Annotated in this window: 13 protein-coding genes; 6 read left to right on the forward strand and 7 right to left on the reverse strand. The window is 64.5% G+C overall.

The genetic code is table 11. The annotated features are described in order from the left end of the window. Positions 1 to 63 precede the first annotated feature (63 nt). Entirely contained in the window at positions 64 to 1,440 is a 1,377-nt protein-coding gene (locus ACFSQT_RS05335; protein WP_379017314.1) for an MFS transporter, read from the forward strand. A gap of 139 nt (positions 1,441 to 1,579) precedes the next feature. Here the strand turns inward: ACFSQT_RS05335 and purH are convergent, their stop codons facing one another. Further along, entirely contained in the window at positions 1,580 to 3,196 is a 1,617-nt protein-coding gene (purH, locus tag ACFSQT_RS05340) for a bifunctional phosphoribosylaminoimidazolecarboxamide formyltransferase/IMP cyclohydrolase (RefSeq protein WP_379017315.1), read from the reverse strand. Between the two features lie 150 nt (positions 3,197 to 3,346). Between purH and ACFSQT_RS05345 the strand changes: the two genes are divergently transcribed. After that, positions 3,347 to 3,655 carry a putative quinol monooxygenase gene (locus ACFSQT_RS05345; RefSeq protein ID WP_379017316.1) on the forward strand — a complete coding sequence of 103 codons (309 nt, stop codon included), beginning with the start codon at positions 3,347 to 3,349 and terminating at the stop codon, positions 3,653 to 3,655. 27 nt (positions 3,656 to 3,682) lie between these two features. On the opposite strand, the gene ACFSQT_RS05350 is transcribed toward ACFSQT_RS05345, so the two are convergent. The 3 genes from ACFSQT_RS05350 to htpX all read right to left on the reverse strand — a co-directional run bounded on the left by ACFSQT_RS05350 (position 3,683) and on the right by htpX (position 7,953). Further along, on the reverse strand, positions 3,683 to 5,407 hold the full coding sequence (locus ACFSQT_RS05350) for a heparinase II/III family protein (RefSeq protein ID WP_379017317.1): 1,725 nt from the start codon (positions 5,405 to 5,407) through the stop codon (positions 3,683 to 3,685). A gap of 147 nt (positions 5,408 to 5,554) precedes the next feature. Continuing rightward, positions 5,555 to 6,949, reverse strand: coding sequence for an RsmB/NOP family class I SAM-dependent RNA methyltransferase (locus tag ACFSQT_RS05355; protein ID WP_379017358.1), 1,395 nt, complete (start codon positions 6,947 to 6,949; stop codon positions 5,555 to 5,557). Beyond that, the gene (htpX, locus tag ACFSQT_RS05360) at positions 6,940 to 7,953 is read right to left on the reverse strand and encodes a zinc metalloprotease HtpX (protein WP_379017318.1); all 1,014 of its coding nucleotides are present in this window, start codon (positions 7,951 to 7,953) and stop codon (positions 6,940 to 6,942) included. Before htpX ends, ACFSQT_RS05355 begins: the two co-directional genes overlap by 10 nt. 204 nt (positions 7,954 to 8,157) lie before the next feature. Between htpX and ACFSQT_RS05365 the strand changes: the two genes are divergently transcribed. Continuing rightward, positions 8,158 to 8,379 carry a DUF1674 domain-containing protein gene (locus tag ACFSQT_RS05365; RefSeq protein ID WP_379017319.1) on the forward strand — a complete coding sequence of 74 codons (222 nt, stop codon included), beginning with the start codon at positions 8,158 to 8,160 and terminating at the stop codon, positions 8,377 to 8,379. A 123-nt stretch (positions 8,380 to 8,502) separates the two neighbouring features. Here the strand turns inward: ACFSQT_RS05365 and ACFSQT_RS05370 are convergent, their stop codons facing one another. Then, positions 8,503 to 9,174: an HAD family hydrolase gene (locus ACFSQT_RS05370; protein ID WP_379017320.1), complete on the reverse strand. Its 672-nt coding sequence runs from the start codon at positions 9,172 to 9,174 to the stop codon at positions 8,503 to 8,505. Between the two features lie 168 nt (positions 9,175 to 9,342). Here ACFSQT_RS05370 and ACFSQT_RS05375 point away from each other — a divergent pair, with 168 nt between their 5' ends. The 3 genes from ACFSQT_RS05375 (at position 9,343) to ACFSQT_RS05385 (ending at position 13,637) form a co-directional block, all read left to right on the forward strand. Beyond that, positions 9,343 to 10,212 carry a transglutaminase-like domain-containing protein gene (locus ACFSQT_RS05375; protein WP_379017321.1) on the forward strand — a complete coding sequence of 290 codons (870 nt, stop codon included), beginning with the start codon at positions 9,343 to 9,345 and terminating at the stop codon, positions 10,210 to 10,212. Positions 10,213 to 10,541: 329 nt separating this feature from the next. After that, on the forward strand, positions 10,542 to 11,960 hold the full coding sequence (locus ACFSQT_RS05380) for a pilus assembly protein TadG-related protein (protein WP_379017322.1): 1,419 nt from the start codon (positions 10,542 to 10,544) through the stop codon (positions 11,958 to 11,960). Between the two features lie 414 nt (positions 11,961 to 12,374). Further along, the gene (locus ACFSQT_RS05385) at positions 12,375 to 13,637 is read left to right on the forward strand and encodes a class I SAM-dependent methyltransferase (protein WP_379017323.1); all 1,263 of its coding nucleotides are present in this window, start codon (positions 12,375 to 12,377) and stop codon (positions 13,635 to 13,637) included. Here ACFSQT_RS05385 and ACFSQT_RS05390 read toward each other — a convergent pair whose 3' ends face one another. Both ACFSQT_RS05390 and acs read right to left on the reverse strand, forming a co-directional pair. Next, positions 13,638 to 14,387: an MOSC domain-containing protein gene (locus tag ACFSQT_RS05390; protein ID WP_379017325.1), complete on the reverse strand. Its 750-nt coding sequence runs from the start codon at positions 14,385 to 14,387 to the stop codon at positions 13,638 to 13,640. Continuing rightward, complete coding sequence (gene acs, locus ACFSQT_RS05395) at positions 14,387 to 16,342, reverse strand: acetate--CoA ligase (protein WP_379017326.1); 1,956 nt, start codon at positions 16,340 to 16,342, stop codon at positions 14,387 to 14,389. The genes ACFSQT_RS05390 and acs overlap by 1 nt, the downstream gene beginning before the upstream one ends. Between the last annotated feature and the right edge of the window lie 70 nt (positions 16,343 to 16,412).

Genomic DNA, 16,412 nt, shown 5'->3' on the forward strand with positions numbered 1-16,412 from the left:
TTGCATGAGCATCAGAAAAATGCAGACATGGCGCCCGACGCGGGTGGGGCCGAGGGAATCATCATGGCGGTAGAGACAGTGCAGCGTGCGTCCGGGCGTGGCATCTGGGGATGGATGTTCTTCGACTGGGCGGCGCAGCCGTTCTTCACCGTCGTCACCACCTTCATCTTCGGCCCCTATTTCGTTTCGCGCATGGCGAGCGATCCCAATACCGGCCAGGCGGTCTGGGGCTATGGCATCGCCGCGGCCGGGCTGGTCATCGCGGTGCTGTCGCCGATCCTCGGCTCGATCGCCGACCAGACCGGACCGCGCAAGCCGTGGATCGCGTTCTTCGCCGCGATCAAGATCACCAGTCTTTGCCTGCTTTGGTTCGCCGCTCCCGGCTCCAACCTGTTCCTGATCGTGGCGCTGTTCTCGCTGGCCTCGGTGGCGGCGGAATTCTCGACCGTGTTCAATGATTCGATGATGCCGCGGCTCGTGCCGAAAAGCGAAATCGGCCGGATCTCCAACATCGCCTGGGGCCTCGGTTATCTCGGCGGCATGATCGCGCTGATCTTCGTCGTCACCTGCATGGCCGGCTCGCCCGAGACCGGCAAGACGATCATCGGCCTCGACCCGCTGTTCGGCCTCGACCCGAAGCTCGGCGAGGATGCCCGCGCAACCGGGCCGCTGTCGGCGGCCTGGTACTTCCTGTTCATCCTGCCGATGTTCTTGTTCACGCCGGATGCCATCAAGGGCATCCCGATCGGACCGGCGGTGCGCGAAGGCCTGTCGGAGCTGAAATCGACGCTGGCCGAAGTGCGCCAGCGCGGCGGCATCTTCCGCTTCCTCGTCGCGCGCATGATCTACCAGGACGGCGTCAACGCGCTGCTGGCGCTGGGCGGCACCTTTGCGGCGGCGATGTTCCACTGGTCGATCACCGAGATCGGCATGTTCGGCATCATCCTCAATGTCGTCGCCATCTTCGGCTGCTGGGCCGCGGCGCGTCTAGACACCGCACTCGGCTCCAAGGCGGTTGTGATGATTGCGCTGGTCATGCTGTCGGTCGCCACCATCGGCGTCGTCTCGACCGGCCCGGGCTTCACGCTGCTCGGCCTGATACAGCTCTCGCCCGTCGATTCGGGCGGCCTGTTCGGCACGGCCGCCGAAAAAGCCTATATCCTGTACGGCCTGTTAATCGGCCTGGCCTTCGGGCCGGTGCAGGCGTCGTCGCGCTCCTACATGGCGCGCAGCGTCACGGCGGCGGAATCCGGCCGCTATTTCGGCATCTATGCGCTGGCCGGACGGGCGACCAGTTTTCTGGCGCCGTTCCTGGTGGCGACCATCACCGCCGTCAGCGGCTCGGCGCGGCTCGGCATGGCGGTGATCATCCTGTTCCTGGCCATCGGCATGGCGATCCTGATCAGGACGCCCTATCCGGCGGACCAGCCGGTGGAGTGACGTACCCTCCCCCTTGTGGGGAGGGTCGATCCGCGAAGCGGAGCGGGGGTGGGGGCGGCGCTGCCCCCACCCCGTCTCACGAACTTTGCTTCGCAAAGATCGTTCACCGACCCTCCCCACAAGGGGGAGGGGAAGGCGCCTAATGCCGGAAGTGTCTCACCCCCGTAAACACCATGGCGATGCCGTGTTCGTCGGCGGCGGCGATGACGTCGTCGTCGCGCATCGAGCCGCCCGGCTGGATGACGGCGGTAGCGCCGGCTTCGATCGCCGACAGCAACCCGTCGGCGAAGGGGAAGAAGGCGTCAGAGGCGACGACCGAACCTTTGGTCAGCGGTTCGGCAAGGCCTGCAGCCTCGGCCGCGTCGAGTGCCTTGCGGGCGGCGATGCGCGAGGAATCGACCCGGCTCATCTGGCCGGCGCCGATGCCGACGGTGGCGCCGTCCTTGACGTAGACGATGGCGTTGGACTTGACGTGCTTGGCGATGCGGAAGGCGAATTTCAGGTCCGCCATTTCGACCGGCGTCGGCGCGCGCTTGGTCACCACCTTCAGCTCGATGTCGTCGACCACGGCGTTGTCCCGGCCCTGGACGAGCATGCCACCGGCGACGGATTTGGCCGTCGTGCCAGGCGTGCGCGGGTCCGGCAGGCCGCCGGTGACGAGCAGGCGCAGGTTCTTCTTCGCCGCGACGATTGCCACTGCCTCGTCGGTCGCGTCGGGCGCGATGATCACCTCGGTGAAGGTTTTCACGATCTCCCCGGCGGCTTCAGCGTCGAGAGTGCGATTCATAGCGACGATGCCGCCGAAGGCCGAGACCGGATCGCAGGCGAGCGCCTTGGCGTAGGCTGCCTTCAGCGAGGTGCCTTCGGCGACACCGCACGGGTTGGCGTGCTTGATGATGGCGACGGCGGCGGAGCGGCTCGGATCGAATTCGCCGACCAGTTCGAAAGCGGCGTCGGTGTCGTTGATGTTGTTGTAGGACAGCTGCTTGCCCTGCAGCTGGCGTGCCGTGGCGACGCCCGGCCGCTTGTCGCCACTGACGTAGAAGCCGGCGCTCTGGTGCGGGTTCTCGCCATAGCGCATCACCTCGACCAGCCTGCCGCCGAAGGCGCGCCATGTCGGATGTTCGATCTCCAGCGCCTCGGCGAACCAGCCGGAGATCGCCGCGTCGTAGGTGGCGGTGCGGGCAAACGCCTTGGCCGCCAGCTTCTTGCGGAAATCCAGCGACAGCGAGCCGATGTTCATCTCCAATGCGTTCAGCACCGAGGCGTAGTCGCCGGGGTCGGTGACTATGGCGACATAGGCGTGGTTCTTGGCCGAGGCGCGGATCATCGCCGGGCCGCCAATGTCGATGTTCTCGACAATCGCGGCATAGTCGGCGCCGGAGCGGCGGACTTCCTCGAACGGATAGAGATTGGAGACGACCAGATCGATCGGCTCGATGCCGTATTTGCGCATCGCGGCCGCGTGCTCTGGGTCGTCGCGCACGCCAAGCAGCGCGCCGTGCACGCTGGGATGCAAGGTCTTGACGCGGCCATCCATGATCTCAGGAAAACCGGTGAGCTCGGAGACGTCGCGCACGGCCAGGCCGGCCTCTGCGATCGCCTTTGCCGTGCCGCCGGTCGAGACCAGCTCGACGCCGGCCGCTGCCAGCGCTTTGGCGAAATCGATCAGGCCGGTCTTGTCGAAGACGGAGAGCAGGGCGCGACGCACGGGAACGAGATCAGGTGCGGGAATGTTCTTGGCGGCGACGGCCATGGGCTGGCGGCCTTTCACGGCTGGTGTGATGGATGCCCGCGCCGTAGCACATGAGGCCCGGAAATCAAGCGACGCGCGTCATTCGATGGTTTCATATGCAATTTGCCGGCCTTGGATATAGGCTCTTCTCTTCGTCAATGGAGGAAACCGATGGCATTTGTCCGTATTGGCCAGTTCACAGCGTTGCCGGATACGACGGAGCAATTGCGGGCGATCTACGAAACCGAGGCGATTCCCGCTATCCGCGCCGCAAACGGCAATATCAGCGCCGTGCTGCTGCAGCAGCATCAAGCGCGCGACACCTTCATGGCAATCACCGTATGGAGCACTGTCGAGGACGCGGAGCGCTATGACCGCAGCGGCCAGGCGGCGGCGATGGTCGACAAGATCCGCTTCGCCTTCGCCGGCCCGCCATCGCTCAGCACCTATGACGCCTTCGGTATTTCGCAACCGGCTTGAGCGAGCCGGCTGTTCTCGTGCGCCAGCTCAGTTGTTTTCCGGGTAACCGGCGATGCTGGTGCGCGTCAGCTGCCAGTGGACTTCGGCGACTTCCGAGGCCTTGAAGGCAAGCACGATCTGGCGGCTGCGGCGCGGGCCGCCAAGACCGGCGAAATAGATCGATTCCTCGACCACCGGCATCACTTCGCCGGAGGTGAACACCCAGGTGTCGGCCTGGTCGCCGGCCAGGACCAGTCGATCGTGCTCGTCCTGCAGCAGGCTGACGTCGGGGTGGATGTGGAAGCGGATGGTGACGAAGTCGCGGCCGTTGTTGCGGATCGCCGCATTGCCGGGCCGCTGGAGGCGGTCCCTGCCGGCCAGCACATTGCCGTTCGCCGATAGTTTCAGCTCGCGCTCATGCAGGAAGCCGAAGCGGGCGACATAGCCGTCATGGCGGGCGATGAAGCCCTGAACGCCCTTCTGGTCGGTGCGCTTGCACTGCACATGCTGCGGGCCGCCGATCAGCGGCGAGCCGAGCAGGTCGTTGACACGCAGCGAATGGCTGAAGCGTGCCGACGAGGTGTCGTTGATGGTGGCGGTCGAGTGCGCGGCGGTGGCGCGTGCAAGCGGCCGGAACTCGGCGGCGCCATAGGTGTCGATGCCGGCGTTGACGATGTAATGCTGGCGGCCGGACGACAGTTCGAAGGCGAGGCAGCTGGCATGCGCGGCGTTGGATACGTCGACCGGCGGCGGCAAGCCGGTGTCGGCGATGACCGTGACGCCGCCCATCGACAGGCGCTCATAGCCCGAATGCGGCGCATGCAGCAGCGGCGAGCCAGCTGTATCGTCGTGACGCAGGATGGTGGCGATGCGGTCGTGGATGGTGGCGCCCATGCCGTTGAAGCGGGCGAGGCTGCCGTCCTGATGGCGGAAGAAGCGCAGCGCCGGCAGCATGCGGTCGATGGCGCCGATGAGGGCCTGCGGCGGCGTTTCCGCCTGGTTGGCATAGGTCTGGCGCAGCGGCAGAAGGTCGGCGAGGATTTCCAGGACGGCCATCGGATTGCGCGAAATGTGCCCGCCGTCGGCGAGGATCTGGCGGTCGAGTTCCTCGGCAAGGTTGCGGGTCGCGCCGCGCAGCGCCGATGCCGGCGCCGGCAAGGACAGGGCGGCGAAGGCGAGTGCGATGCGGGCGCGCAGCCTGTCCTTGCCGTCAGGCATTTCGCGCGCCATCGACTTGAGGTAGCGGATCTGGACGGCGAGCGATTTCAGGAAGGCGCGGTAGAAGGGGAATTCCGCGCCCTGCAGCACGACGGAGGAGTGCTGCAGCCAGGCGATGATGCGCTTGGCCGTCGTGCCGGGCTCCCAGGCGATGCCGGAAATATGGCTGCTATGCATGGTGAGCCAGTCGGAGACCAGGGCGCGGGCGTTGGCGGCGGCGAGCTCGGTGCCGGCGGCACGCATGTGGCGCAGCCAGCGAAAGCCATGCAGCGTCTTTTGCCAGCCGTGGTTGGGCACGTTGATCTGGAAGGGCGACTTGCCGCCGGTCTCGACCAGATGCCCCGACAGGGGATAGCGGCCGTAGTAGATCTCGAGCGCGATCTGCGGATCGGCCAGGCGCAGGTCCGGCGGTGCGATCAGCACACGTTCGGGCGTGCGGCCGGAATAGCGCCAGCGATAGACCGGGCCGGCACGCAAGCGCCGGCGCGTTTTGCGCCAGAACTCCTTCGCGACCAGCGTCCACAGACGCGTCGTGCTGCTGGCAGCAAGTGCCAAAACCCCTCCTGATCGTCCGCTTCCCCGGAGCAAGTTTACATGATTGCGCGACTCGTGCGAAGGCGAATTCCGTCGGCCGCCGACGGTTCACCAGGTTTTGCCCCGGCCCCTCGCTAAAAAAGCCAGTAAATCCGATGAGTTAAATAATTAGCCGGCTATCCTCATGCGGGCGGCGAAGAAACCATCCAGGCCCGAACGTTTCGGCGCGCCGAGGTCCAGATCGGCGGGCGTGGTGCGCAGCGTGCCTTGCGACGTCAGGAACGGATCGATGCCGGCGATCTCGCCTTGCCGCAGCGGATCGTTGGTTGCTTCAGCCGTGCCAGCCAGAAAGGCGCGGTAGAGATCCTCGCCCTCGATCGGGTCGAGCGAACAGTTGGAAAACACGACCCTGCCGCCGGGTTTTACCAGCGTGACGGCGCGGGCGAGCAGCCTGCGTTGCAGATCGGCGAGCTTTTCGACATCGGCCGCGGTCTTGGTCCACGGCACGTCGGGATGCCGCCGCACCGTGCCGGTCGACGAACAGGGCGCGTCGAGGAGCACGGCATCGAACAATTCCTTCGGCTCGTATTTGGTGAGGTCGGCCTGGACGATGTCGGCCGACAGGCCGAGGCGGTCGAGATTTTGCGCCAGCCGCGCCAGCCGGTTCTTCGAGGTGTCGACGGCGGTGACCTTGGCGCCGGCGAGAACGAGCTGCGCGGTCTTGCCGCCGGGGGCGGCGCAGAGATCAGCGACGCGCAAGCCCCTGACATCGCCGAACAGCCTGGCCGGCAGGCTGGCCGCGGCATCCTGGACCCACCAGGCGCCCTCGGTGAAGCCGGGCAGTTCGGTGACGGCATTGGCAAGCTTTTCCACCCGAATTGTGCCGGTCGGCAGGACGATGCCGCCGAGCCGTTCAGCCCACAGCTCGGGATCGGCCTTGACCGAGAAATCGACCGGCGCCTCGAGCCGATGGGCGGCGAGAATCTGCCTGGTCTTCTCAGGGCCGTAGGCTGCCTTCAGCCGGTCGGAAAACCATTTCGGCGCTTCGTCGGTGGCGGCAAGGGCGGCAGGCAGCTCCGTTTCCTTGGCCCGCGCGAGCGTGCGCAGCACGCCGTTGACCAGGCCGGAAAAGCGCACCGTGCGCGGGTCGGACTTGGCGTGGGTCACGGCTAGGTCGACGGCGGCGCTGTCGGGAATATCGAGGAACAGGATCTGTGCCGCCGCCACATGCAATATGTGCGACAGCGCGGTGGCGTTGGGCGGCAGCGGCTTTTCCAGGCGCCGCGCCAGCAGCCCGGTGATGGTCATACGATAGCGCAGCGCGGTGACCAGAATGGCGCGAACCAGGCCACGATCGCGCAGGTCGAGCGCCTTGTATTGCGGGTGGCCGTTCTCGTGGTCGGTGAGCCCGTCGAGCGGCGTCCTGGCATCGATGACGGCGGCAAGCAGGCGCGCCGCCGCCTTGCGGGCGGCGAGGCCGGCAACGAAGTCGCCGCCGTCCTTGTGTTCCTGATCGTCTGAAACCGTGCGCCGAGGTCCCCTGTCCGCCACGCTCACGACCACCGGCCCTTGGGCCCGGTCGGGTTGCGACCCCACGGATTGGGCTTCGGCCCGGCTGGCTCCGCCGATTGCTCGGGTTGTGCAGCCCGGCCCCACGGACCTGAAGGCGGTTGTTCGTCTGCCTGCCGGGGCACCGGGGCCTGGCGTGGTGCGGCCCGAGTGTCGCCGCCTTCGCGCACCATTGCCTGCAGGGCGGCGATGCGGTTTTCGGTGCTCGGGTGGGTGGAAAACAGACTGTCCATGCGCTCGCCGGAGAGAGGATTGATGATGAAGAGATGGGCCATCGCCGGATTGCGCTCTGCATCGGGGTTGGGAATGCGTTCGGCGCCGCGGGCGATCTTGTCAAGGGCCGATGCCAGCCAGAGCGGGTGTCCACAGATTTCGGCGCCGCGCCGGTCGGCCTCGTATTCGCGGGTGCGGCTGACCGCCATCTGCACGATCATCGCCGCGAAAGGCGCCACGATCATCGCCGCCAGCACGCCGACAAATCCGAACGGATTGTTGTCGCGATTGCCGCCGAGGAAGAAAGCGAAATTGCCAAGCATCGAGATGGCACCGGCAAAGGTGGCGACGATGGTCATGGTCAGTGTGTCGCGGTGCTGCACATGGGCGAGTTCGTGCGCCATCACCGCGGCGACTTCTTCATGGCTCAACCGCTGCAGCAGGCCGGTGGAGGCGGCAACGGCCGCGTTCTGCGGGTTGCGGCCGGTGGCGAAGGCGTTCGGCTGCGGATTGTCGATCAGGTAGGTCTTCGGCATCGGCAGGCCGGCCTGTTGGGCCAGTGACTGCACGATGGCGTAATATTCGGGTGCGTTCTTTTCGTCGACCTCGACGGCGCGGTTCATCGACAGCACCATCTTGTCGGCGTTCCAGTAGCTGAACAGATTGGTGCCGGCGGCGATCAGCAGCGCGATCATCATGCCGCCGGTGCCGCCGATCAAGAAGCCAACGCCCATGAACAGCGCCGTCATCGCGGCAAGAAGCATGGCGGTGCGAAGTGTGTTCATCGTCTGCTCCTGTCCCGGCGGCGGTGAAAAGGGGTCGATCATTACAGCGCCGCGCGTCCTTTCGGACGCGCAAAGGACGCTGTAGGCTCTCATTTGCGCATGATCCTTTCCGAAAATCGATTCCGATTTCCGGGGGGCATGCGCGGGCTCATCGCTATATGATGGGAAAGGCCTGCCCCTGTTTCAATCCGCTGGACATATCGCATGAACGACGAAACCAGTAAAATCGATGCCGACCCTGGCCATGACGTCCAGCCAAAGGCGCTGACGCCGGAAGCCAGACGTGCGCTCGCGGAAGCCGAAGCAAGGCGCGCGAAATATCTGGAGAAGGAAGCCGCGGCGCCGAAGGAAATCGGCGGCCGTGGCGGCAAGGAGCCCGGTCGCTACGGCGACTGGGAGGTCAAGGGCATGGCCAGCGATTTCTAGAGCGGTTCACCGTTTCACGGAAACGCCGAACCGCTCTATCAGTTTGTTTTGACGCAATTCCCTCAGGGAAAGCGCTACGCGCTTTTCCCGGGAAAACCGTCTCACACTTTTCCTGGAATTGCTCTAGGACGCAGCGGCACTTTGGATTCGCTCCAGACCAAGCCGGCCCTGCGCGCCGGTGACTGCCGTCAGGTTGCTGTAGTCAAAAATGGTGGCGTGTAGCGTGTCCATCTTGTGCTGATGTGTCGCGGTGATCACCACCACCGTGGCGCCGGCCGCCTCGCCCGCCTGGATGCCCGGCGTTGCGTCCTCGAAAACCACGCAGTCGTGAGCGGCGAAGCCAAGCCGTTCGGCCGCCAACAGGAAGCAGTCGGGGGCAGGCTTGCCGTTAACCACGTCTTCCGCCGTGACCATTGTCGCCGGACGCGGGATGCCCGCCGCTTCGATCCGCACCAGCGCAAGCGCGAGCGGCGATGATGTTACGATGGCCCAGCGATCCGGCGGTAGCGCACTCAGGAATGCCGCGGCGCCGGCGATGGCATTGACCCCTTCGACATCGGCGATTTCGGCCCGTGTAATCTCGTTCGCCTCGTGCTGTGGGTCGACCCCGGGTAGTGCCAGCCGGCGGACGGTCTCGATGGCCCGCCTGCCGTGCATGGTTGGCAGGAAAGCCGCCACGTCGAGGCCGTGCCCCATCGCCCAATTGCTCCAGACGCGTTCCGCGGCAGCGGTCGAATTGAGCAGCGTGCCGTCCATGTCGAAGAGGAAGGCCGCGAATTTCTTGCCTGCGAACATGGTTTTCCTTGGGTCCGGGGGAGCGCTTGTGGCGGTCGCCGAACCTAACGTCGCGGCGTTTCCATGGGAAGGCGCGAAGGTCACCTTTTCGATGATTCCCAGGGAACCATGGCCCGTCTTCTCGCGTTCTAGCGAAACTGTTTTCCGCGACAATCGAGGGGGACTGCGATGCTGATCCGGCTCGGCTACGAAATCGCCATCGAATGCACGGCGGCCACTCCGGTGATTTCACTGCTCGAGATCCACAAGGACAGGCAGGCCGACATCAAGCGGCAGACGCGGGTGCTGACGTCGCCCGCCGTGTCGACCAGGCTCTACCACGATCTGTATGGCAATGGCTGCCGCCGCTTCACCGCGCCGGCCGGCGGTTTTCGCATCCTTTATGATGCGGTCGTCGAGGACAGCGGCGAGATCGATGCGGTCAATACGTTGGCCAGGGAAGTGCCGGTGGCGGAACTGCCCGACGAGGTGCTCGGTTATCTCCTCGGCAGCCGCTATTGCGAGACCGATCATCTCAGCGGCCTGGCGTGGCAGCTTTTCGGCCATGTCCCCTCGGGTTGGGCGCGGGTGCAAGCGATCGTCGATTATGTCCACAACCGGCTGTCCTTCGGCTACGGCTATGCCCGTCCGACCCGTACCGCCGCGCAGGCGCATGAGGAGCGCGTCGGCGTCTGCCGCGACTTTGCCCATCTGGCGATCACGCTCTGCCGCTGCATGAACATTCCGGCGCGCTATGTGAACGGCTATCTCGGCGACATCGGTGTGCCGCTTGATCCGGCGCCGATGGATTTTTCGGCGTGGCTGGAAGTCTTCCTCGACGGCAAGTGGTACACGTTCGACCCCCGCCACAACACGCCGAGGATTGGCCGCGTCGTCATCGCGCGCGGCCGCGACGCCACCGACGTGCCGCTGCTGCACAGTTTCGGCCCGCATCGGCTCAGCCTGTTCAAGGTGTGGACCTACGAACAGCAACGCAATCTGTTCAACCCGCCCTATCACGGCATCAACAGGACGGTCAGCGCGCAGATGCTGGCCTAGTCTTCCGGCAGCCGGGTCTCTCAACCGACCGCCTGGCGCCCTATGGTTTCGCAACAGATGGTCCGCTTCGGCACAGAAGCCCTGTGCCGCAACAGGACGTCATCGGGCATTCCGGAATCCCTCGGTCCGATCATGGTAAGCGGCTCGTAAACGAAGCCGCAAAAGCGTCTTTTTGTTTACCAGTCATTCACCTTCGCGCAGCTCGAAATCAAACAAAAACAACAAGGTGCTGGCGAGCGGCTGGCCTTTGCCCCGTGGCGGCGTCACTCGGCTGGAATCCTGCACTGCCCTTCCCGCGGCGACGAGGCCGAGGCGAGTGGAGGCTGTGGATGCGGAATTACGAGGGTCTTGTTCGCGCGGTCGGCGTTTTCGCCGGACATCGCGGTGGAAATTTCGCGGTCCTGTTCGGCCTTGGCGCCTCGGTCTTGGCGCTGGCCGTTGGCTTTTCCGTCAACATATCGCAGTTCTACAATGCCAGATCGAGCCTGCAGGGCGTGGTCGACGCCGCGGTCACGTCGACGGCGCGCGACCTGACGACCGGTGTCATCAGGGAAGCCGATGCCAACAAATCCGTGCAGGCCTTTCTCGACGCCAACAGCACGGCAGGCATCCTGCAGGCCGACCAGATCGTGCTCGACAGGCTGATTGTCAACAGGACCGCCAAGACGGTCCAGGCGGACGCCCATGTCGATGTCGCCCTGTATTTCCCGATTTTCAACACGGGTGACATGAAACGCGTCGCCGCTTCCACGACGGCGCTCTATTCGGACAAGACCATCGAAGTGGCGATGATGCTCGATGTGACCGGGTCCATGGCGCCGAACATATGGGCCAAGACCAACAAGATCGGCGACCTGCAGATTGCCGCTTCCGGGGCAGTCAAGGACCTGCTGGACAACAACATCGATCCGAAGAATCCACGTGTGCGCGTGGCGATTGTTCCCTACGCCGAAGCTGTGAACACCGGCGGTCTTGCTGACAGCGTCTTCGTCGAAGAGAAGGGCGGGCCGGACCTGCCGCCACCCGTGGATGCTCCGGTTTCAGTGTCGGTGACACCAGCGCCGGACAAATGTGCCACCGAGCGCAAGGACAAGGACGGCTATGCCGACACGTCGTCCGACGGGCCTTCGACATCGCGGTGGGACAACAACGGCAAGGAGTACCTGGCCAAAATCAATCGGGACGATCACATGAGAACCTGCCCAACGCCGGAACTCATCCCGCTATCGGCCGACGAGGACAAGCTGCTCGACACGATCGACGATTTCAGCGCGGCTGGCGTGACCGCCGGCGGCATCGCGGCGCAGTGGGGCTACTACATGCTTTCACCCTCGTGGCGCGCGACCATCGTCAAAGCCGGGCTCGGTGCGGGTCCCGCCAATTTCGACAAGAGGAAAGTCGCCAAGGTCGCCATCCTGATGACGGACGGCCAGTTCAACACAGCCTTCGCCGGCGAGCGCGGTGCGCCAAAATCACAGAATGCGGGCCAGATGTCCCGCGGCAATGCCGAAGGCATTTGCGACGACATGAAGCGCGACGGCATCGAGATATTCACGATCGGCTTCGACCTGAACGATCCAACCATGACGGCGACCGAACGGGACCAGGCAAAAAGCGTGCTCCAGGACTGCTCCACGGCGGACACGTCGTCGCTGAAACACTATTACGAGGCCGCCACCGGTGCGGATTTGAAACGGGCGTTCGACGACATCGTCCAGAACATCGAGAAGATCACCGTCGCCAAGTGAGTTTTTGAGCCCGAGGCGGTTCTGCGCGATGTTGGCCGCCCAAAGGAAAAGGCCGCCGCTTCTTGCGAAGCCGGCGGCCTTCCGTGTTTCCGTCCGTGGCGCGGCCAATGGCGGCGACCGTTGAGGTCACCCGCCGCGCATCTCGCGCCTTAACGGGAAGACTGCTTCCCGAAAGTGCAATCCGCTGAGGCCACGTTCTGGAAAACGAAATCACTCGACATCGGATCACCTCCTTTCGATTTGTTGAACACGTGGGAGATGATGGGGTCTGATTTGGCAAATGGCAAGGTGTCACCCTCAAAAAGCCGGCGGTGTGTCTTTCCAGACAGGCGGGCCAGACGGGCGGCCAGACGGGGCGGCTTGCAGTCCAGGGGCAAACAGACAACATTGGCGCTCTGGCTTCGGGGAGGAAGCATGGACGCCACCGACAAGGCCGCGCGGATCGTTCGAACGGTCGTTGAAGCGCTGAAGCCGGGCTTTGCCGTTAAGCTATGGACCGGCGAACGGATCGGTCCCGCCGGCGGTCCGGTGCTGGCCATCAACGACCAGGACATCGTCTGGCAATTGGCCCGCCGGCCTAATTTCTCGACGCTGCTCGAGATGTGGATTTCCAAGACGATCGACGTCGAGGACGGCTCGCTGTTCGACCTCTACGCCTTGCCCTCACAGGGCAAGCTGAGGTTGAAGGCGCTGCCGAAGCTGGCGATCCTGCGCGACCTGCCCGCCGTCCTGTTCTCGCGAAAGCGGATGACGCAACGGGCCGATCTTGCCGGCCGCAACCCCTTCGTCAGCGGTTCCAACAAGCAGGCGATCGAGCATCACTACGACATTTCGAACGCGTTCTACGGGCACTTCCTCGATGAGCGCATGGTTTACACCTGCGCCTATTTCACCGATTTCGCCAACGGCATCGACCAGGCACAGCAAGACAAGCTCGACCATATCTGCCGCAAGCTCAGGCTGAAGCCGGGCGAGCGGTTGCTCGACATCGGCTGCGGCTGGGGCGCGATGCTGATCCATGCCGCGAAGCACTATGGCGCCATCGGCCACGGCGTGTCGCTGTCGGAAGAACAAACCCTGCTGGCGCGCCAACGCATCCGCGCCGAGGGCCTCGATGATCGGATCACCATCGACATAAAATCCTATACGGAAGTTAGCGGCAGCTATGACAAGATCTCCTCGATCGGCATGTTCGAGGCCGTCGGCCTTGCCAACCACGCCACCTATTTCTCGACCATCCATCGCTTGCTCAAGCCAGGCGGCATCTATCTGCACCATGCCATCACCAGGCGCGGCAAGGGCAGCGCGAAGAAGACGCTGCGCAAGGGCGCGGAATACAAGGCGCTGATCAAATACATCTTCCCCGGCGGCGAGGTCGACACGATCGGCATGACGCTCGGCAATCTCGAGGCGCATGGTTTTCTCGTCCACGATATCGAGAACCTGCGCGAGCACTATGCCCGCACCTGCAGGCTGTGGGCCGAGCGTCTGCACGCAAGGTTCGACGAGGCAATCGCCGAGGTCGGCGAGCCGAAGGCGCGCTTGTGGCTGCTTTATCTCACCGGCTGTTCGATCACTTTCGAACGCGCCTCGGCGCAGATATTCCAGACCGTCGTCACCAAGCGGACGCGCGGCTCGAGCGGCCTGCCGCCGACGCGGGCGGATCTCTACCGGTGATCAGACGAATCGCATCGGCGCGCCGAGTTCGACGCGGGCGGGCTGGTCGACCGTGCAGTAGACGCCGAGATTGTGCGCGTTGTGGCGGACCAGATTGCGCAAGATGGCCGGGTCGTTGTCGAAGCCGTCCTGGGCGATGATGGTGAAGCCGCAGCGGCGGCACGGCTCGGAGATGGTCAGGTGCAGGTCGCCGATCGCCAGCTTGCGGCCGATCCATTCAGTCTCCGGGAACGATCCTTCGACCGGCGCCATGTCGACGACGATGTTGGGGCGGAAGCGGCGCGGGTCGGGGACACCTTCGGGGTGCAATGCCTTCAGCCGTGCCAGCGAAGCCGTGGTGAGCAGGTGGATCGGGGCCTTGCGGTAACGCTCGGCGGTCAACGGTCCGGAATAGCCGGGCGCCGCGTTTTCCCTCCGAAACGGCCGGATCGAAGCCGCGAAGCCGAGATAGGCGGAAACGGCGCGATCGCACTCGGCGCCGGGTGCAGCCAGCCAGTCTCCGTCGGGGACGGCGATCTCAAGCGCGCGGGCCTGCGACAGCCGGGTGCGGATGCGCGGCACCTTGTGCCATTTCACGTCGCGGTCCGGCCGCGCGATCTCGTTGTCGGAGACATCGACGAGACCGAACATGCGGTCGCCGTAGATGCTTTCCTGATCCACCAAAATCGCGTCCAGGCGTTCGCCGGCAAGCGAACTCGCCGGATAGCGCCAGAGCTCGGTGACAGTGCCCAACAAAGCCTCGCCCTGCATCAGCCCTTCTTGTTTTGCCGGTTGGCGATCAGGTCTGCGACGACGGCCGGATCGGCGAGCGTCGAGGTGTCGCCGAGTGTGGCAAAATCGTCCTCGGCGATCTTGCGCAGGATGCGCCGCATGATCTTGCCCGAGCGCGTCTTGGGCAGGCCGGGCGCGAACTGGATCTTGTCGGGCGAAGCGATGGCGCCGATCTCCTTGCGGACATGGGCGATCAGCTCCTTGCGCAGCTCCTCGCCAGGCTGCTCGCCGGCCATCAGCGTGACATAGCAGTAGATGCCCTGGCCCTTGATGTCGTGGGGGTAGCCGACGACGGCCGCTTCCGAAACCTTGTCGTGGCTGACCAGCGCCGATTCGACTTCGGCCGTGCCCATGCGATGGCCCGAGACGTTGATGACGTCGTCGACGCGGCCGGTGATCCAGTAGTAGCCGTCGGCGTCACGACGGCAGCCGTCGCCGGTGAAGTACTTGCCCTTGTAGGTCGAGAAATAGGTCTGCACGAAGCGGTCGTGGTCGCCATAGACGCTGCGCATCTGGCCCGGCCAGGAATCGGTGATGCACAGATTGCCGTCCGCCGCCCCTTCCAGCACCTTGCCGTCGCCATCGACCAGCTGCGGCTTGACGCCGAAGAAGGGCCGCGTCGCCGAACCCGCCTTGAGGTCGGTGGCGCCGGGCAGCGGCGTGATCAGGATGCCGCCGGTCTCCGTCTGCCACCATGTGTCGACGATCGGCACCTTGCCGTTGCCGACGACGTTGTAATACCATTCCCAGGCTTCCGGATTGATCGGCTCGCCAACCGAACCCAGCACGCGCAGCGACTTGCGCGAGGTCTTGGTGACATGCGCATCGCCGGCGCCCATCAGCGCGCGCAATGCGGTCGGCGCGGTGTAGAAGATGTTGACCTTGTGCTTGTCGATGACCTCCCAGAAGCGCGACTGCGACGGATAGTTCGGCACGCCCTCGAACATCAGCGTGGTGGCGCCGTTGGCGAGCGGTCCGTAGACGATGTAGCTGTGGCCGGTGACCCAGCCCACATCGGCGGTGCACCAGTAGATGTCGCCGTCATGATAGTCGAAGACATATTGGTGCGTCATCGAGGCATAGACGAGGTAGCCGGCGGTGGTGTGCAGCACGCCCTTCGGCTTGCCGGTCGAGCCCGAGGTGTAGAGGATGAACAGCGGATCCTCGGCCTTCATCTTCTCCGGCTTGCATTCGGCCTTCACCGTCGCGATCTCGTCATGGTACCAGACGTCGCGGCCAGGAGCCCAACCGGTCTTGCCGCCAGTGCGGCGCACGACGACGACGTTCTTGACCATCACATGCTGTCTGGCGGCGATGTCGATCGCCTTGTCGGTATTGTCCTTCAACGGGATGGGCTTGCCGCCGCGCAGGCCTTCGTCGGCGGTGATGACGAAGGTCGATTCGCAGTCGACGATGCGGCCGGCCAATGCGTCCGGCGAAAAGCCGCCGAAGACGATCGAGTGGATGGCGCCCAGCCGCGTGCAGGCCAGCATCGCATAGGCGGCTTCCGGGATCATCGGCATGTAGATGGTGACGCGGTCACCCTTCTTGACGCCGTGCTTCTTCATCACATTGGCGAGCCGGCAGACATGCTCGTAGAGCTCGTTGTAGGTGATCTTCTTGTCGTCGTAGGGATTGTCGCCTTCCCAGATGATGGCGGTCTGGTCGCCGCGCTTCTTCAGGTGCCGGTCGATACAGTTGTACGAGACGTTGGTCAGCCCGTCCTCGAACCATTTGATCGAGACCTTGCCATCGAAGGAGGTGTTCTTGACCTTGCTGAAGGGCTTGAACCAGTCGATGCGCTTGCCGTGCTTGCCCCAGAACTTGTCCGGGTTCTTGACGCTGTCGGCATACCATTTCAGGTAGGTATCATTGTCGATCAGCGCGTTTTTCTTCCACGCCGGCTGGACGCGGTGGACATGAGCCTCGGACATTTCTTCGCTTTCCTCCCAAACCAATCCGCCGGCTTGAAACGCCAGCGGGATCGCGGCGAAGCGGCCGCGA

This window comes from Mesorhizobium calcicola, assembly GCF_042682105.1.
In the GTDB taxonomy this organism is placed as follows: domain Bacteria; phylum Pseudomonadota; class Alphaproteobacteria; order Rhizobiales; family Rhizobiaceae; genus Mesorhizobium; species Mesorhizobium calcicola.